Below are 20,228 nucleotides of genomic sequence, written 5' to 3' on the forward strand. Positions count from 1 at the left end.
TAGGATATAATCTTTGCAAATCTTCCATATCAATCATATTTTTCACATACTTAAGCATTTATAATCTCCCAGTCCCCAATCGTACACCGTTCGCTATCAAAACTGACAGCCACCTTTACAACAGGCAATCCACATAAAGCAAAGCGTTCCGGATAATTCTTCAAATCAATTTGCTCCATCGCTTCACCCGCACTTTTATCCAGTTTCAGTTCCATCACATACAATGTAGTCTTCGTACGAAGCACTATATCTACCCGTCCACGAGGAGTACGAACTTCCACATCCACATAATACCCTAATAAACTAAATATGATATAAAAGACCTGCTGATAGTGTCCTTCATATTTCGTATTATCGCATTGCGGTATAGTGGACAGGAACGTTTGTAAACGGTGTAACGCAGCATCCATATCCCCATTACGGATATCGCGGGAAAGATAAGCCACCATTGTCGTGGTTTCCGGAGCTTTACTACCGACATAATGTGGAAGAAGACTTTTCATCAGGCCTATTCTCACTTCCTTATTAGGAATATTCAATGTATACAAGTCTAATTCCTCATCATAATTCTTAATAGTGATATAGCCACTTTGATATAGCAGCGGGATAATACTTGTCATCCTTTCTGTTGGTGCATCAAAATCCTCGACCGAAACCCTATTATTTCCAATTTCGGAAGGTTCCACGCCAAACTTCTTCAACATATTTATCAGATACGTAGGCGTACCGCTACCAAACCAATAAGATCCAAATTTTCCATCTGCAAAAGCATTTAGCAAACTGAAAGGATTATATATATCGGGCGAAGGAGAAGTGAAATGATAACCATCATAATTTTCTTTCAATTTCATCAAAGCCTCTTCAGGTGTTATCTCCAATTTCTTTGCCAATCCTCCCAAATCATCCTTCATTTGCAAACGTATCTCATCTTCACTAATTCCACAGATAACAGCGTATGGCTCATCCATACTAATATTCTTTATATTATTCAACTCACTAAAAATACTTAGTTGTGAGAATTTAGTAATACCAGTCAGAAATACATAACGCAAATAAGGATCACAAGCTTTTAACGGACTGTAGAAGTTACGCATGATGTTACGCAATACATCCAGATTTTCCCGTTCATGTACTACATCAAGCAAAGGAGCATCATATTCATCAATAAGCACAACCACCTTCTTACCTGTTTGCTCATAAGCACGCTTAATAAGATTGACTAAGCGTAGATTGGCATCCCCCTCTACTGTGTTAATAGCAAACGTACGTTCATATTCAGCAAGCATAAAATCAAGAAGACGTTCCAATCCTCCTTTATCCACATGTTTCGCCATACTCATATCGAAGTGAAGTACCGGATATTCCGTCCACTCCTTCTCCAGTTTCTCCATAGCCAATCCGTGAAACAGGTCCTTGCGTCCGGAAAAATAGCTATGCAGCGTAGAAGTAAGTAATGATTTCCCAAAACGTCGTGGACGGCTCAAGAACATATAGCTGGAAGCCGAATGAGTCATCCGATAAACATATGCTGTTTTATCAATATAGAGGTAATTCCCCTCCCGTATCTTAGAGAATGTCTGAATCCCGATAGGATATAATCTTTGCAAATCTTCCATATCAATCATATTTTTCACAAAGCTACTAAAAATTATCCATCAGTCATTGCATTACAAAAAAAATATCAACTATCTTCACAGACAGTTGATATTATAGAAATCACATCGGATTTACACCGATATGAGGGCGTTGATCAGGAATACACCGCTGTGTATTTCCTGACCACAAAATGTAGGGATCTTCATGTGTGTAGCATGAAGTTAGGGACCTACACATTCTTCATCTCACTTTTTTTAAAAGTACTTTGAAGCACTTTATTTCTCTTTATTATCGCTAGTTTCTCCATATCCGTAACCATAGCCATATCGTTTACCATAACCATAGTATTTGCCATATTTACCATAACCGTAATAATAGCCGTATTTTCTTTTCTTCAAATCCAAACCATTGATCACAGTACATAGGTTAGGTAATTTATTTCCATCAATAAGTTCATTAATCAAAGTATACTCATTCTTACGAGTATAATCCGCGCGACATACATAAACAGATAAATCAGCCACACGTCCTATCAATAAAGTATCGGTAACCATACCAACAGGAGCTGTATCCAGAATTACATATTCAAAATTCTTCTTAAGAGTCTCAATCGCTTTATCCAATCCATCACGGGCCAACAATTCAGTCGGATTAGGAGGAACTGTTCCACCAGGAAGAATATAGAGATTCTTACTGACATCGGAAAGCTGTACCAAATCCATCAAGTTCTTTTCCGGATTGGCCAAATATTGAGTTATACCTTGTTCTCTTTTTGATATATTGAATACCTTATTCAAACCTGGCTTGCGGATATCAAGACCAACGATTACTACTTTCTTGCCCAATAAAGAAAGACTGATAGCAAGATTACCAGAGATAAAGGATTTACCTTCACCACTGACTGTGGAAGTAACCAAAATCACCTTCTTGTCATTTCCAAGCATAAACTGAAGATTCGTTCGGACATTGCGGAAGGTTTCACTCATCAGGTTGTTTTGATTCTCAAATACAGCAATAGCTCCTTGTTTTTCATCAGTCAATGGGATATCACCGACAATAGGTGCACTGGTAAGTTTCTCTACATCTGCACGACCTTCAATCTTAAATTTAGCTAATTCGAGTAAATAAATAACCCCTACCGGAATTCCAAGACCTAATATCAAAGCGATCAAATAAGTAATCTTACTTCTAGGAGACACAGGAGCATCATCCGCTATAGCGTCATCTATTATCTTTGCATTATTGGCAGTAGCAGCCAAAGTTATAGCATTCTCTTCACGCTTCTGAAGTAACATCAGATAAAGCCCGGCTTTTATCTCCTGTTGACGAGCAATACTCACAAACTCACGTTCCTGTCCAGGCGCCTCACTGATGCGACGGGAATAACGATTCGCTTCACGATCCAGATCCGCTTTTGTGATATACAATCCACGCAACACCCTATCTAAAGAGACTTGTACATTCTCTTTCATTGCACTAATGCTTGTATCCAGATTTATAATAGTAGGATTATTCTCCGTTGATGTACGCAGCAAACGTTTTCTCTCAACAAGCACATCATTATATCGATTGATGGCAGCAGCAAGATTCAAATCCTGCAACCCGATATTACTAGGTAAAACCTCATAACCTTCATTTTGCATATATTTCTGCAAATCCTGCAGCAAATTAATCTGGGTTTGATTCTCCACACGTTTCTTTTCATATTCAGCACTACCCGTCAAAGCTATCTGTGCATCACTGGTTAAATCTGTAATACCCGCTCCACGCTTAAAACTTTCCAGATCCTTTTCCGTACTACCGAGTTCTTTCGAAATAATACTAATACGTTCATTGATAAATTCTGCTGTTTTCTGCGCCACCTCGTTCTTATCATTATTCGTATTGATATTATACATCTCCAACAGCTTATTGATAAAATCCTTGCCGCGCTGTACATTTGAGTTTTTCAATGATATAACAGCTACAGAAGTGGTTTTGGAAGTAGGTTCTATAGTCATATTCTTGCAACACCATTTCGCTACAGTCAAAGGCCTATTAATTGTAGCTGTAATATTACGTGTAGTCTTTTCCAAATCTGTAGCTTCTTCCAATGTTCTTTTAGAAGATAATACCGAGTCCGGTGTCAGGAAAAAAGCCAATGTCCCTTTGTCGGTAGGAAAAACCGCTGGCAATTTTTCAAAATGTTTCTGATATTCATCATCGTCAATCTTCACAGTCACATCCATACTTCCCTGTGGTTGCAATGCCATCTTCACTATCATCGGCTCCTCCAACAAATCAGCCTCCTGCGGAGTCAGACTCACTTGCACAGATGAAGTCTTATACATGTTCCTGGAAGGGAATTCATCCTCATCTGTATAAGAAATATAAAGACCCAAATCTTCAACCACCTCTTTGACAATAGTCTTTGAACGGAGAACTTCAATCTCGTTATCAATATTCTGCGAAGAAGAGACCATACCATCCAATCCCAGACTCTCCAACCCGGAAAGCATTCCGGCACTCCCCCCTTTTTTATCATCCTTTATTAAAACCGTAGCGGAAATATTATATACGGGAGTGGACATATAAAGATAGACCCATGCCGCAATCAAACACGCCACAACCGCCCCCACAAACCAGGGCCAGTGGATCAAATACTTAAACAATAGTTCCTTGACGTCTATATTTTCTTCCTTAGATTCTTTTGCTTCGTTGAAATCTGTTTCTTTCATTACAAATCATTATTTTAAAATATTTACTAATAGACTGACGATGGATACCAGGATAGAGGTTGCAGAGAACCAGAGACTGGTACTGTTACCTACATCTGAATTTCGAGCCTTTGCCTTATTAGGAGTTACGTAGATAATATCATTCTGTTGTAACCAATAGTAAGGCGAAAGAATGGTTTCGGCCTTGTTCAAATCCAAGGTTACAATTTGCTGTTTGCCGTTTGCGTCCTCACGAATCAACTTCACATTATCACGAAGACCGTATACTGTCATATCACCCGCCATGGCTAAAGCTTCTAGTAAATTTACTTTCTCATTAGAGATAGTAAAAGTACCGGGACGGGTAACTTCGCCGATAACCGATATTTTATAATTTACCATACGCACTGTTACAATGGGAATCTCCTTCATGTAAGGTTTTAGTTTATCTATAATCAACTGTTCCGCTTCCCTTTTCGTTAAACCTCCTAACTTCAATTCTCCTAACACCGGAAAATTTATGTTTCCTTCATTATCTACCAAATAAGGTTGTAATACAGGTTGGGTAGTCACATAAGACGAAGTACTCACAGCTATTCCGGCATTGCTGGCAACTGTCAGGTTAAAAGGTATCGCAAGTTCTGGATTAGTACACGATACCACAATAGTCAACAAATCCTTGGGCATGATCTTGGCATCATACAATTTTTCCTGTTGTTCTACCTCGTTCACAACTTCCACATTCTGGAAATAGGGAACCTTTTTATAAGACTGGCAGGCAGCCAATAGGAATGGCAACAATAGTAGCCACGAATTTCTTTTGTTAAGTCTTCTCATCATAATTCTTAAATTCATAATTAAACGCCCTTTAATTCCTAAGTTTTATTTTTTAATATGCTTCTTTTTCTCCATGTATGGCATTATACACCGTCTTATACATAATATATAAGTCCAATAAAAAAGTCCAATGCTCTATATACCAGATATCACGTTGCACACGTCCCTCCATCTGCCAGAGTTCTTTCGTCTCACCGCGAAAGCCCGTCACCTGAGCCCAGCCAGTTATTCCAGGTTTAACGAAGTGACGAACCATAAACTTGTTTATCAGATTAGAATATTCCTCCGTATGCTTTAACATGTGAGGACGGGGACCTACAATAGACATATCCCCTTTCAACACATTAATGAATTGAGGCAATTCGTCCACACTCGTCTTTCTCATTATCTCTCCGATACGTGTTTTACGAGGATCATTTTCCGTAGCCTGAAGAGTATCACATTGCGCATTAACCCTCATTGAACGAAACTTGTAACACCAGAATTCACGACCATCCTCACCACTGCGTTTCTGTTTGAAAAAAACAGGACCGGGAGAACTTAATTTAATTGCAATTCCGAAGAATATATAAACGAACGGAAAAACCGTAATAAGAAATAACCCTGAACAAACGATATCAAAAACACGCTTGATAATACGGTTCTCCAATGACTCTAATGGTTCACAACGAATGGAAAGTACAGGAACATTACCCAATAATTCAAAATGCATTCTACGTTTCAAATAGTTACGGACATTAGGAACGCTAAAAAAACGGACCAAATGATTTTCACAGTAATTAATAATAGGAACAATCTCCGCACTCCGCACAGAAGGAAGACTACAATAAAGCTGATTAATCTCTCCCGCATGTTTTTCTAAAAAAACACTTACTTCATTGGGTTGTCCCAAATATGGAACATCCTGTGGATACCGATCCGAAGGAAAATCCTCGAAATAACCCAGTACACGATAACCGGATGTAGGATCATCCGTCATCGCATGATAAAGCTCCTGCATATTCTCATGACTCCCAACCAATACGACCTTACGAACATTTCCTCCCTTTTTTCGATAAAGCTCCAGAAAGTGACGGGAAATCAAGCGGTAGCTAATAATGACAATTATCAGTGCAACATAAAACAGTCCGAAATAGCGGGAATGAGAAAAATGAAAATGAAAAACAAGCAACGCACAAACCGATAAAAAGACAAAAGGAACCATGTTACGTAAAACACGGACCATGATCTGTTCGGGACGTACCACAGGACGATGAAGAATAACACCCGAATGCATGTTACAAAGTAAATAGCACAGAGTGATAAGAGTCATCCCCTGAAAGATAGAACCGCAATGGATACACCAAAAACGAGTACCCAGAAACAAATTAAATCCCCATAAAAGCAGGTTCAGCAAAATAAGGTCCCCCAAAAGGACCAAAGATTTTAGGACTTTGTTAAAACGTTGGACTTCCTGCATACTCTAATCTATTAAAGAGCCTATATTTTTTTATTTCAGATAAAGATTATCATTATCTTTATACCAGTCAGCAATCGCTTCTTCGAAAGTATAATGAAATTTGTAACCCGATGCAGCGAGTTTCTTTCCACAAATATTTGTGGATATCTGTAACTTCTTTACACGCGCTGGACATACCCCCATAGGACTGCCCACCATCTTTGCACAATAAGCAACAGGCATAATCAGAGAATTTGGTATGTACGGAACCACTTGGTTCAGACCTGTCACCTTCTTAATCGTGTCTACTATTTGCTCTATGGTGTAGGCAGGCTCAAAAGTACAGTTATACAATTCCACACCTTCCTCATGATGCTCCAAACGATATAACATGAAACGTACTAATTCTTTCACATAAATACAAGCCTTGATGGTGTCTTTGCGTCCAGGATAAGCAAAAGTGTGCATTTTGATACCCCAATATAAACGGGTAAAATTTCCATTCTCCCCTTTCCCAAATACAACACCCGGACGTACAATTGTCAATTGACGTTCTGCCTGTTTCTTAGCCTGCCAGGCAATATGAACCTTTTCAGCCACTAATTTAGATATGCCATAAGGAGTGTTTGGAGTAGGTAATGTAGTTTCCTCCTTCAACGCTTCAGCTGCTCCGTAAGGGGCAATTGACGATGTAAATACGATTTTTTTTATATTATATTTCTCGGCAAATGCACAAACATTCTCTGCACCGCGAATATTTGTTTCAAAATACTCACGATCAGAGTGCCCAGGCGTGCGATGTACGGCTGCAAAGTTGAAAATCACATCCTCTGAAGTCACCTCAAATGGCACTTCTATTGGTTTTCGCACATCGCAGTAAATAAATTCAGATTGCAAAAACTGTCCATCACACAATGCAGGTTTATAATCCTTTACTGTAGGCAAGGGAGTACCTGGCTTCACAATATCAAGATTATAGACTTTAGCTTGTGGATGAAGTGTTTTAATTAAATTGGTCAAGTGAGTACCGATGAAACCGGTCCCCCCCGTAATGATGTAATTCATAATTTATATATGGAAAAGTTTATTTCTTATACCCCAACTCCCTCAATAACTGTTTGTTCCAAACACTACGCTCTTTATCATATATCCATCCCCATTTATTAAAGTACTTAATCATATTTGTTATATGTATTTTAAGCATTTTCTTGCTTTTATAGGAAGCTGCCCGATGTGCATGCACAATTGTCTCATGAGGTATAAACATGGTACGATAATATTTATGCATTCTTCGAGTAATATCAATATCCTCCGGATACATAAAAAATCTTTCATCAAACAGCCCCACTTTTTCAAAACATTCCAATCTAAAAAACATAAAACTACCTTGATGATAAGGAATGTTCATTTCTTTCTTATGGTCATTAAACTGAAGCGTATAACGATAATTCATTTTCTCTACCATCTTTTTAGGCAGAAATCTACGAAAAATAAGATTAGCCGGCGTAGGTAATAGCCTACACGTATATTGCATTTCCCCGTTGGGATAAACAACATTCGGTTGAACTTGTGCTACATCTGGATTTGTCTCCATATACCCTACCAAATGATCTAATACTGATGCCTCAAAATATACATCTGAATTGAGAACCAAATGGTATTTCTCTTGAGTTAGAAGAACTTGTCGCAAAGCCTTATTATGCCCTGCTCCATAACCTACATTCTCACTGCCGATATACACAACATTAGAATATTGCATACAGAAATCCGCAATATACTTTTGATTGGAATTATCAACAATGTAAATAGTAGAAACAAGTGGAGAGGTTAATGACTGCAAGCATTTACTCATTTCTTCAATACTTGTTTTATAGGCAACGATAGATACTGTAATCATAATCTTTCAATAATAATATCATAGATTATTTACCAAATCAATATAGGCTTTCTGATAAGATTCCGACATTTTTTGCGCTGTGTAATATTTATCAAAAAGAGATTGAATGTAAATCCTAGTACAATTCTCATCAATTTTCAATATATCATGAATAGCATTTTTTAATCCATTCATATCTTTGTTATTGAACGTATATCCAATTGTTTGTTTTGCCTTACTTAAAACCTCTTTGTGAGATGGGATATCAGAAAGTACACAAGGTAATCCAACTGTCATACTTTCCAATAACGTATTAGCCAACCCTTCTACATCCGAAGCTGATATATAATAGTCTGATGCTTTTAAATAATCATATATATTCGATTTAAATCCAGGCATTTTTAAATTTTCAGTTTCATGCTTTTTCAGTTCATCGTATAGTTCTCCATTACCAAGCAAGAGAAGACCGATTCTATCATCTTTTAGTTCTTCAAAAGTGCGTATTATCATATCTGGATTCTTTTCTTGTGAAAAACGCCCGATAAAAATAAAATACTTCACATCATCTTTTAATCCCAACTCTTTTCTTAGTTTCGCTTTTTGCTCTTTGTCGTATTTCCATAATGATAATGAAGAGCCATTTGGGATAGCTTTCATCTTATAGTGTTGTTCATCCCAATAACTTTGTGCTACACTTTCCGAACAAGCAATAGGCAAATCCATCTTCTTTGTAAAGAAATGACTAAGCGCAATCACAATTTTTCCTTTCCATTTGCCATACAATACTTTCTGTTGTATACCCGGGAAGATATGAACTGTCTCTATTTTTTTATATTTAGATGAGAGAAATGGCACTAAGAACATTGAACGAGGACAATGTGTATGAAGAATATCCGGATTTATCCGTTCCACTGATTTTTTTAATGTAAAGAACATTGCAATAGGATTCTGTATTTTATTCGGAGACATTTGAATAATTTTTATCGGCAATGCCCTAAATTCCTCAATACGTGAAATTTCTTGTTCCGGAACCATCGTAATTATCGAAACTTCAAATATAGAAAAATCCATATACTGTATAATATTATAGAGGACATTCGGAGGACCTTGATTACTCAAAGAGGAAATAACATAGCATATTTTAATTTTTTTCATAACAAATTATTTCTTAACAGAATATCTTTCAGAACAATCAGAATTTTATTAGCAGATTCAGTTTGGATATTATTTACTTCTTTTATTTTCTTCAAATCAAATAAATGAGTTATATTTTCGACAGCAGTACAAATAGGGGTTAAATCTGCACTGCCACATAGATTAAAATGTAGATGTTGATGTCCATAATCTTCTAATATCCTAAATGTTTTTGAATCCCCTTCAGCAGCAAATCTGTTTTTATCCCAGTCAATTGCTACCACGGGCTTACAATTACGTAAACCAAAAACAGAATCATGAAATCTTTCTGTTACTATTATATCCATATATGGGAATACTGCAGCCCATTCAAAAGCATTCACTGTATCAAAACACATATCTGCATAAGGATTATAAGCCGTTGAAATGACTTGATAACCTAAGCTTTTCAAGTTATCAGCCAATTTTTTCCGATATGGGAAGTCCGAATTGAAATTGTATAAAGCATATTTCTTTTTCGAATCAATTTTATTCTTTAATCTTTGAGGCAATATAAATTTTGTAATATCTAAATAATAAGAAGGGTCCGGTTGTTTAACTAAACGCTTTGCTTCTATTCCGAGCTTGTTAATAAAGAACTGTACTGTTAGATTATCTCTAAGTCCTATAAACAAAGCCTTTTCCACCACCTCTTTTAAGTCAATACTAGGATTAAAAGTAGCTGGAGAGGCACTAGCTGCAAAATAAAGTTTTGGGACAAATAAAGGCATCCAATTCAATCCAATTTTTGTTTCATCTAAATTATAGCCTTGCTCTAAGATTGTATCACTTCCAATTACAACTAAATCATACTGTTTAATGAAAGCTATAGACGCCTTGTCGTAATTGAACATATCCACCCTTGGAGAATAATTAAAATACGTCTTTCTAAGTTTATTATATTTGATTAAACGAAATGCAGCAAACGCTTTCTGTAAAAATGTATGCCATAGTGAATCATTTTTCCCCCTAACAGATAATTTACCTCTTTTAAAATCCGGAAAATCCAAGAACTCTATATGAGCATTAGGATACAACTGTTTGAAGGCTGTTTGCACCCCTATTGCTTGCATAATAGTACCAGGATTAACTCCACCTGTAAAAGTTACTATTAATATTTTCATTGATTCATCTTTATATCGTTATTACAAGAAAACTTTTAAATATTATTTTTCTCTTTTCATCATCGAAAGTCAGTAATCCGACTCTCATTATTTATTGATTGAATTTCACATATTCATTATACGAATAGCGATGCGAAACTGCTACTTTATAATTGTCCTTAAACGTTCCTACACCTATCAAAAGAACTGGAACCTCATGACTCGGAAGATGCATCTCCTGTTTTATTTTTTTTGTAATTCTCCATTTATGCCCCATAGTCAATGGTATTGTCGCTAAACCATAATAATGAAGAGCGTAAAGAAGATTCATTGCATAAAGACCTCCATCAACAAAAGGAAGATTTTGTTCATAAAAACCATAATTCCTCAAATCACCACATACAAGAATAGCACATTGCATTTGTTCATTAAACCCCTTGCTTCCTCCCTGTAATTTGAACATTTTTGTAACTAACTTATTTTCCGTATACACATGAACTCTCCAACTTTGCCTATTACAAGCAGATGGAGTATGTTCACAAAGTCTTAATGCGGCACACACATGTTCTAAATCCACAGGTAAGGATCCAAAATCGCGAATAGAAAAACGTAATTGAGAAAATTCATCAAATGGAGATTTCAATTTGCTAGAAATATCTTTCAAACTAAGATTATATATTCCACCTACATCCATAATCTGAATATCGTAACAAGAACACAACTTATGGAGAGAAATCTCCACTTCTGTCATATCAGCACCCATATCCTTATTAAATTCTACATATTTCTGCAATACGGAAACCGATTCTATAACAAATTGTTTTTCCCCTCCTCTTTTTAGCAAATCAGCAAGATCTTTTATGATAGCAAAAGCCTTTTCCTTTCCAAAACCGACTTTGACTTTTCCAATAGACATGCCCTTTTCCAAAGCATGTATTCTGATTTGTAATTCAGCCTGTTTTTTAAAAATATCCTTTGTCTGGTTTGTACTTCCACTATACAAAGTCAATGAAAAGGACTCTCCTATTTTGTCAAATAGAATACGTAGCCATACGATAAAAACATTTCCTTTAATAGCCAACTTTAATTTTTCCTTCATACGATTTTAATCTAAGAAACTATCTACATAATACTTCATCAAACATTTCTATATATTGAGAGGCTATTTTTTCTGCCGAATAACACCGTTCTGTATGCTCTGCTATTGAAGCCTTCAACTTACTATAATCACGTGTATACGTATCTATAGCAGAGGCCATTACACGAACTAAATCGTTTACGTTTCCTGGTTCAAAAAGATATCCATTTACATTTTCAAGAATCTCATCCGAAAAACCTGGCAAATTCGAAGCTATAATCGGAAGATTATAATTAAAAGCAATCTTTGTAGGACCGCTTTGAGACACCACTCTATAAGGTTGAACAAAATAGTCAGCGGAAGCAAATAGATTAGCTATTTCAGAATTATCTATTGACCGAATATCTATATCAAAAAGCTCTGGATATTTTATTTTTGTCTGATAAAAACTCCAATCTTTACACATGCCATTAATCGATACCCTAAAGTTTCGATATCCTTTATCATAAAGTACACATGCAGCATCTATTAACAAATCAATATTTTTAGCATAATTAATTGTACCAAATGAAAGGAATCGAATAATACCATCTTTAGGTTTCACAATGGTAGGAACACCAAAGTCTTTTAAAGCTAAAGGGATCTTAAATATCTTCGAATTAGGAAAATGTTTCTGAAAAAGCTCTGCTTGTGACTTAGAAAACATATTGACATATTTTACTCGAGAATAAACCAATCTGCGCAGTACATTTAATAGTTTCTTATGCCCCATGCCTATATGAACTTCTCCCTGATGTGCTGTTTGAATATAATGTCTCTTGGGTAATAAATAAAACATAGGCAATTCCCATGGTGAATAGATACTATAATTCATATAAATAATATCAGGAGCTTGCCTCTTTATAGCTTTGCCAAGACGTATATTTATTAGAACATTCTTTGGATTACGCATTTTATAATTAAACCTAAAAAATTCAATTGTTAGATTTGTATTTTCTTTCTTTATTTGCTCAAAGTCCGACTCTTTAAACCTATTATTTCTACTAAACAGTACAATCCAATGAATATCATAATGCTTTAAGATTTCATGCATATTAAAATAATTCAAATCGCAATCAATAAAGCAATCTGGAGTAATCCAGCATATTTTTTTCTTATTCATATAAAACAGGGGATAGGTAAGCACTTACTATACAAAAAATTATTTTGCAATATTTATCGGTATAAATTACTCATACTTATTTAAATGCTTCAGAAAGAGCATAAACAAATGCTTTAAAAGAGATATTATATTTACGACGCCTAAACATCCATATAAATACTAATAGTTTAGAATTCTTGAGCGCATTTGACAAGTTATGTCCCATTTTTTTTTGGAAATAGACATCAAGCTTTCTTACTAACTCTCTATGATATAAAATATCTTCTTGATTATTGGGAACTTGACACAAGAATTTCTTATACCATTCATATTCCTTTAGAATTGCTTCTAGTTTCAGCTCTACATTCCCCGTAGAACTGATTGTATACGGATTACGCCTATATTGAAATACAATACTTTGTGTATTGACTACTCCATTCTTTGAAGCACCTATAAAAGCGGAAATATCATCAGATCCCCAAGCTAAAGGTAGAAAATAGAACCCTCCCTGTTTGCGAAGCCATGCTGCTTCAAAGCAGAAATCACCTATAAACTGTTGATTATAAGCATACCATCTATGCCAAATGAGCGAAATGACAGATTCATATTCACATCTATGAACTGTTTTTTGATAGGCTGTAGAATTCTCATCAATGATCTCCGTCCAACCATGAAGCAATCCGATACCCGGATATTTTGCTATTAACCTGACATACTCTTCCAAACAATTAGGAAGGAGTTTATCATCATCTCCCATACATATAGCATAATCCCCAGTGGCATAACTAAGACAAATATTCCAATTATCTACCACATTAGTTGCTCCACAGTTCTTTTCATTCCGATAATACTTGATGCGAGGGTCGGAATATAACGATACGATGGAATATAGATCTTCCGGTGACTCATCATCAACGATGATGAGTTCGAAACATTCATAAGTTTGTTGCAGTATGCTGTCTATGCATTCCTGCAAATATGCTTTCTTATATGCGGGGATTAGAATACTAAACTTCATAAGTCATACTCTTTTCTTTTAAAATTCTTAAGCATCCACCTATTAATAGCAATGTAGGAAATACACTATTTAATTCTCCTGTCATATTTGAGAATGTTAAATACACAATCAACAATGAGAAGTATAAAGAATACGTATATTTATCATATCTTCTCAATTTAAAAGCCCAGAACAACAATGTTCCATAAAAAAAACACCAAAACAATACACCGACTATTCCTCTCTCTAGAAGTAAATTCATCAACACACTTTCCAGCCCGAGTAGATCCTTATCAATCAATGTTTTAATACCCTCTTCTCCAAAACCTAAATCAATAGCAAAAAAATCTTTTCCTCTACCAAATAATAGATGATCTTTTATATGATAAAGAACTGCAGTAAACTGAACGATACGCATTCCAATACTACTACCTCCTACTTCATTACCGTATGCAATAGTAGATGTGTCAAAGGCGTTGGCAAAAAGGCTAGTATATTTATCAATATTAGGAATAAATGGAAGCGAAAGGAATATAACGATTACAACTACCAAAGCTTTCCCTAACCATTTTTTTAAAGAAAAAGCATTATAAACAAATAATAGCAATCCTATGATATAGCATAAAACAACGGTTCTACAACCACATAGTACAATACCAAATAAACAACAAAATTGAGCTATATAGAATTGCCTCTTTAATATGATTTTATTCAAATATCCATATAAAAAGAATAAAGACATTAAGATACATATATACCCATAATTAAATGGATTTTGAAACATTGCCTGTACCCTAAAACGATCAGCTTCTACAAATTTTCTACCTAAATCACCCAAAGTCCCTCCCTCTATACCTTGGTAATTTATATCAATCCATATAGCATATTTTGTAATTAGATTAATAATACCAAAAACAGTAAGAATGAGTAACGCAACATAAGCTGCTCTAAAAGACGGTTTGAATTGCCTTGGACTGGAAATAGCAATAAATGCATAACAGATAACAAAATATTTTGCTAGTAATTCAACGATTATTAATCTCAAAATCTGAACAAAACTTTGATAATGAGCACTATTAAAAGCTAGCACAAATGTAGCCAGTATCATCATCAATACCAATGGGAATACTTTCTTCATCTTTAATAGTTTTATTCGTCTTTTGATACGAGGTAATTCTGAACCAATAAAGCACATTGACAAAAAGAACTTGGCACCACCAAAAGGAATAAATCTAATTATTGCAGCATCTAAACAAATTACAGAGAAGAAGAATATAGCAATCTTATATTCAAGTTTCAACTTGAACATTAATATACCTAAGGACAGGACAAATAATTGAATAAATATCAACATTATGATTTAGTAACCTTCGTAAATAATAATGGCACAACTGTACCTATAATAAGATAGAGAATAAACCATCCCGTCCGCGAGTATTCCTCAATTACAGGGAACTCGGCTAATCGTTTAATGGGGAGATGATAATAAAATATAATGAATAAACTTACGAGCTTAAATGACAGAAAATGCCAAGTTAAAATTGTCAATGTATTATTGCCTATGTAAATCATGCATTGACTGAATATATTTTTTCTTGAGTTTATAGTTCCACTTAAATAAAACACAGCTAATAATCCAACAATAGCCGAAATATAATAAGGTATCACTTGCCAACTATCAAATTTCAGAAGTGTTGCTTGCCAAAAGTTTACTCCCAATGTAACCACAACGATTCCTATTAGAAAAATCCAATAACTCTGATGAATACAAAAAACACCTTTTTGGTAATAATATCCGGAAATAAAAAATAGTGCAGCAAAAAGTTCTCTTCCACCAATGCCTAAATAGGGTATATGAAGATGAAATACTGATGTAAGAATAGTAATACATAGCAACGCTACCCCCCCCCCATTTAATATCTTTAACATTATAAATAATAAAAAAAGCAATCAACGATCCCCAAAACAAGGATTTGAGAAACCAATAGCCACCAAGAAGTTGTTCTGTGTCAGACATCCTTGTAACAATAGACACTGCTTTTTTAAGCATCTCTTGCCAAGTGTAAAGATGTTGTACAATTCCTCGAAATCCAAATTCGTCATTGTAAATGTTGAGATAGAAAAATAAATTATGCAAGACGAGAAATATCAAGCCCCATTTCACAAATGGTTTATATAACCCTTTGAACCTCTTTATGACAAAATCAGAAGGTATTTCAAGATATTTATCTTTAAAACAATATCCGGCAAAGAAAAAGAACAGTGGCATGTGAAACATATTTATCCAATAGTTACCGTATTCCGAAAAACGCGTATGGGCTAAAACCATCAAAATAATGGCTATCCCTTTAGCTATTGAAACAGAATTGTCTTTCATTTTTTTAATTTCAGTATTGAGTATAGCATTTTTTTATCTTCTTTATTTAAAAACCTAAAGCAAACAATACTGTATATGATTGTAAAAAGGATGCCTTTTAGAAAAAAAGAAGAAACAATCTTTCCATCTAAGTTAATGAGGAGATCGTCAATCAGTACAGTCGCACCAACACCTATCATGACAAATGGGAAAAATGAATGCAGAAATACTCTACCTGATTGAATATTCATTTTTTTAGGCCAATAATATAGATAGTAAAATGACAGTTGAACAATTATATAAATAGCAAATGCTATCACAACACCTCCTATCTCAAAATATGGAATCAAGCACCAGGCTACTATCAAACCGATAATGGAAGATATGGATGTATTGTAGGTTATCGCTCTGATATCTGAACCTGATAATATTAAACTTGAAATGGCTTGATTATGTACCCCCAATGTGCAAAGTAGCCAAATATTAAACCATGGAATTAAATATAAGAAGCTTTCTCCGACATACATAGTTATCACTTCACTCCCCACTGTCATCATGCCGAATGTGCAAAAACAAAGCACAATCGAAATATACTTTGTTCCATCATAGGCTACTTTATAGTAGGCTTCAGTATTTCCTTGAGCAACTATTTTTGAAGTAGAAGGCAATAACACTCCCATAAAGATTCCCCCAAACATCGAAACTATTCCTATAATTCCATTTAGTACACGATAGTCTGCCACCGAATCCAAACTTCCTTGCATTCCCAAAAAGACAGGACGTAGATTGTAAAATGAGAATTGAAAAATACTAAATGAGAATATATTTAAGCAATAGGGTAATATTTCTTTGAACGTTTCTTTATCAAATTTAGGTATGAAAGAGATAGTCGGTATTTCTTTTAATATCTTATTGACAGACAAAGGCAATATGGCAAACATCGAAAAGGTGGTAAGTGCGAAATACCAGAAGATATTCAATTTTGCATATATTGTTATAAACAAAACAATCACTTGCAAGATCTTAGGTAGCAAAGTCCTTTTCTGTATCCATGCTACATTCTCTGTTGCCTTTATCAATTGATCAAAACAAGAAGAATACCAACTAATTATCGCACTGATAATCAATACATAAAAGAGAGTCTTTAATATCTCATCCTGATCAGCATTGAGACGAAATATTTCTTTCGAAAATAAAGATATACCCAGTAATATAAGTCCATTAAGAATACCAATAATTCCATAAAAGGCTAAACTCGTTTGAAAAAGTTTACTCGCCTTCTGAAGATTTTTCTTAGCCAACCATACTGAAAAGAATCTAATATTGGTTGAATTAAATCCCATATCCATCAGTTGCATATAAACATTGACAGACATAGCTAACCCAATGATCCCATATTCTGTTTTTCCGAAGTAATGAATCAGTATAGGAACGGATATAAATCCATAAACTGAATTTACCAGATTTACAATCAAGCTCCATAATACCCCACTAGTAATCTTACTCGTGCTACCCATGCTTCCTTAGCTTCCTAAATCTTTTTATGGTTCCAACGAGTTCTCGTACAGCCTTTATTTTATTTGCTTTCATTGCCGCATGCAAATAACCTAATCCGGTATAACTTAACAAGCCTTGTGTCATGAATTGAACAGCCATGATTCTCCAGCCTACCAAATGCCGTCTATCAAACTGATATTTTTGAATATTAGTTACTTTTTGGATATCTAAAGGCTCTATACCAATATAGCCCAATCGTTTTGCCTCCGCAAACAATTGCCGTCCTTTATCTGTGCGTACAAAACAAAAGTTTTTTCCATCTCCTTCTGTAAAATCCGGATAACCATCTTTGGTGTTCCATGAATCTCCCGAAGATATATCGGCTAACATGCCTATGCCATCAGGGCAGATTTTACATCTGAACCCCAATTCTCTTCCCAATATTTTTCCCCAACTGTCGTTATATGTCATTCGGTCAGATTCTCCATTTGTATAAGTAGCTTTGAAATATCCCGGCCAGCCATCTCCGCGATAGCGCAATGATAAAGGCTCTTCATCTCTATGGAACATAGAAAGTGCTTTCTTGGTCGCATGATAACTGGGCATACCGGCACAAAAAATGGCTAAATAGTAAGCTATCTTTTGCTTATATTCAGGATGGATTTTAATAAAATTTTGCATAGCGGCTATATCACAAGGTTTTCCAATAAACGCATAAGTTTTTTCGGATTCCAGCAATTCGATAATATTGTTAAATATTGCTGCTGGAGCATATCTGGATGCGTTTCTAGACAATATATCTTCTTTTGTTGTACTCTCATATAGCCTGTTGTACAAGTAAGTTCCCTCCTCTACGCCGACATGAAGCACTGCGTCCACTTTCTTTGTTTCCAACAAATAAATGGCTAGTGCAGATGTTACACCTCCTGAAGATGATGATTTTCTTATTTCAGAATCTGATGCCCAAGCATTTGCTACGATCTTAACATTTCCCCAGATGGATTGATTAGTAATTTGTGAATGAACAACGATACCTGGACATATTTTCGTAATAACTTTATGATCTATTCGATGCTGATCTCTGAATATAGGTTCGTAAAAGCCTTCTTGATTGATTACCATCTTACAGTTTTCCTTATCTAGTGCTTCACATAAACCACATCCAAGACATAAGCTATTCTTTATAATATCATGTACTGTATTCATTCCTTTTTCCCCCTTTCATTTACGTATCTTAAAAAAATTTGTTAAGTCATTCATTAACATATTCTTTTTTTCAGACACGACATGATTCATTCTATCATCTATAAGTTCTTTCAATTGTAATCTCGAATGAAAAGATTCTCTTATAGCACTTACAATTTCTGCATGGTCTGATTCTTTCATATCACAAATGTATGGATAATCTAAGGTGCCAACAAACAGCCCATTAAACTTTCTGCTGTAAGCCATTGGAATCACTGGAACTCCAGATGAGAAAGCTCCGATTGTGGCGTGCATCCGGGCACCGACAAAGAAATCCATTCCGGCAATATAAGACTTAATTTCTACAGGACCAAGAGCTAAAGGAGCAAGTTTCAGCTTAGAATTATTGTATTGCCTCCATAAGTCGTAGCTGATTCCATAATCATTTTCAATAGTTCTTTCAGCTCCGACAACGTGAGGTATTAAATGTACCTGCACATTCTCAATTCCTAAGAAAAAATCGACAATATCAATAATTAGTCTTTTATAATCACATTTTAACTCGAACTGGTTATTACGAGTATATCCGCCATGCCAAAGTAATGCGGAAATATTGATTCCAACATGTATAAAAGATGAATCTTGTTCTATCTTGTGGTAGGGCAGGAAAAATGCTACATCAATATATTCTTTAACAGACTTCAGAGAAGGTATCTTACTAACCACATAATCATAACTTTGCTTGTCACGCGCCATACAGTATGAAGCATTTGAAATGCTTTTTATAGCACGATGCTCCACCTTATAATTTTTAAATGGTCCTATCGTTTGAGGTAATATACAATAAGGTATATTCAAAAAATTGGCAATTCGATGTATTCGGTCAATGCTGTTGAATCGCCTAAATCCATAAATATCACTAAATGAATCGCCTTGACCAATATCCAAAATATAATCGGCTTTAAAAAAAATATTTAAATCACTACCTTTGACTATATTTTTAATAATTGTTCCTATCGTATTCTTTAAAGATATGCCGATGGGATATCTACAATCTTTAAACTCTATTTTTCGATCATCTATTAATATCTCATGTGTGTTTCGGTCATCATATTGACTATCTGACAAATATAATTCGTAAGACAGTCCGGCTTTCTTCATAATTTCATCAATCATACAGGCTATAGTAATAGTTAATGCCACGCATCCTCTATTCCCATTTTTAATTGGAGCATTTCCTAAGATTATTTTCATA

General features: G+C 35.0%; 16 protein-coding genes. All 16 read right to left on the reverse strand.

Features of this window, described 5'->3' with window-relative positions; all coding sequences use genetic code 11:
* Positions 1–50: 50 nt before the first annotated feature.
* The gene (locus tag DXB58_RS16415) at positions 51–1,616 is read right to left on the reverse strand and encodes an ATP-binding protein (protein ID WP_199613112.1); all 1,566 of its coding nucleotides are present in this window, start codon (positions 1,614–1,616) and stop codon (positions 51–53) included.
* 255 nt (positions 1,617–1,871) lie between these two features.
* A complete protein-coding gene (locus DXB58_RS16420; protein ID WP_122137565.1) occupies positions 1,872–4,313 on the reverse strand; it encodes a polysaccharide biosynthesis tyrosine autokinase in 2,442 nt (813 codons plus the stop codon).
* A 9-nt stretch (positions 4,314–4,322) separates the two neighbouring features.
* Positions 4,323–5,147: a polysaccharide biosynthesis/export family protein gene (locus tag DXB58_RS16425; protein WP_004303425.1), complete on the reverse strand. Its 825-nt coding sequence runs from the start codon at positions 5,145–5,147 to the stop codon at positions 4,323–4,325.
* A gap of 34 nt (positions 5,148–5,181) precedes the next feature.
* Positions 5,182–6,588 (reverse strand): undecaprenyl-phosphate glucose phosphotransferase, encoded by a 1,407-nt coding sequence (locus tag DXB58_RS16430; protein WP_122137566.1) that lies wholly within the window; start codon positions 6,586–6,588, stop codon positions 5,182–5,184.
* A 30-nt stretch (positions 6,589–6,618) separates the two neighbouring features.
* A complete protein-coding gene (locus tag DXB58_RS16435; protein WP_122137567.1) occupies positions 6,619–7,632 on the reverse strand; it encodes an NAD(P)-dependent oxidoreductase in 1,014 nt (337 codons plus the stop codon).
* Between the two features lie 19 nt (positions 7,633–7,651).
* Positions 7,652–8,464, reverse strand: coding sequence for a glycosyltransferase (locus DXB58_RS16440; RefSeq protein WP_122137568.1), 813 nt, complete (start codon positions 8,462–8,464; stop codon positions 7,652–7,654).
* A gap of 18 nt (positions 8,465–8,482) precedes the next feature.
* Positions 8,483–9,598, reverse strand: coding sequence for a glycosyltransferase (locus tag DXB58_RS16445; protein WP_122137569.1), 1,116 nt, complete (start codon positions 9,596–9,598; stop codon positions 8,483–8,485).
* Positions 9,595–10,740: a polysaccharide pyruvyl transferase family protein gene (locus DXB58_RS16450; protein WP_122137570.1), complete on the reverse strand. Its 1,146-nt coding sequence runs from the start codon at positions 10,738–10,740 to the stop codon at positions 9,595–9,597. Before DXB58_RS16450 ends, DXB58_RS16445 begins: the two co-directional genes overlap by 4 nt.
* A 91-nt stretch (positions 10,741–10,831) precedes the next feature.
* Positions 10,832–11,818 carry a nitroreductase family protein gene (locus DXB58_RS16455; protein WP_122137571.1) on the reverse strand — a complete coding sequence of 329 codons (987 nt, stop codon included), beginning with the start codon at positions 11,816–11,818 and terminating at the stop codon, positions 10,832–10,834.
* Between the two features lie 19 nt (positions 11,819–11,837).
* Positions 11,838–12,959, reverse strand: coding sequence for a glycosyltransferase family 4 protein (locus DXB58_RS16460; RefSeq protein ID WP_122137631.1), 1,122 nt, complete (start codon positions 12,957–12,959; stop codon positions 11,838–11,840).
* Between the two features lie 76 nt (positions 12,960–13,035).
* Positions 13,036–13,956, reverse strand: coding sequence for a glycosyltransferase (locus DXB58_RS16465; RefSeq protein ID WP_122137572.1), 921 nt, complete (start codon positions 13,954–13,956; stop codon positions 13,036–13,038).
* On the reverse strand, positions 13,946–15,073 hold the full coding sequence (locus DXB58_RS16470) for an O-antigen ligase (RefSeq protein ID WP_147338735.1): 1,128 nt from the start codon (positions 15,071–15,073) through the stop codon (positions 13,946–13,948). Before DXB58_RS16470 ends, DXB58_RS16465 begins: the two co-directional genes overlap by 11 nt.
* A 540-nt stretch (positions 15,074–15,613) precedes the next feature.
* The gene (locus tag DXB58_RS16480) at positions 15,614–16,312 is read right to left on the reverse strand and encodes an acyltransferase family protein (protein WP_122137575.1); all 699 of its coding nucleotides are present in this window, start codon (positions 16,310–16,312) and stop codon (positions 15,614–15,616) included.
* Positions 16,309–17,808 (reverse strand): lipopolysaccharide biosynthesis protein, encoded by a 1,500-nt coding sequence (locus DXB58_RS16485; protein WP_122137576.1) that lies wholly within the window; start codon positions 17,806–17,808, stop codon positions 16,309–16,311. Before DXB58_RS16485 ends, DXB58_RS16480 begins: the two co-directional genes overlap by 4 nt.
* Positions 17,801–18,994: a Coenzyme F420 hydrogenase/dehydrogenase, beta subunit C-terminal domain gene (locus DXB58_RS16490; protein ID WP_122137577.1), complete on the reverse strand. Its 1,194-nt coding sequence runs from the start codon at positions 18,992–18,994 to the stop codon at positions 17,801–17,803. Before DXB58_RS16490 ends, DXB58_RS16485 begins: the two co-directional genes overlap by 8 nt.
* A 15-nt stretch (positions 18,995–19,009) precedes the next feature.
* Positions 19,010–20,227: a polysaccharide pyruvyl transferase family protein gene (locus tag DXB58_RS16495; RefSeq protein WP_158571571.1), complete on the reverse strand. Its 1,218-nt coding sequence runs from the start codon at positions 20,225–20,227 to the stop codon at positions 19,010–19,012.
* Position 20,228 lies beyond the last annotated feature (1 nt).

The sequence above is a fragment of the Bacteroides sp. OM05-10AA genome (assembly GCF_003439055.1).
In the GTDB taxonomy this organism is placed as follows: domain Bacteria; phylum Bacteroidota; class Bacteroidia; order Bacteroidales; family Bacteroidaceae; genus Bacteroides; species Bacteroides intestinigallinarum.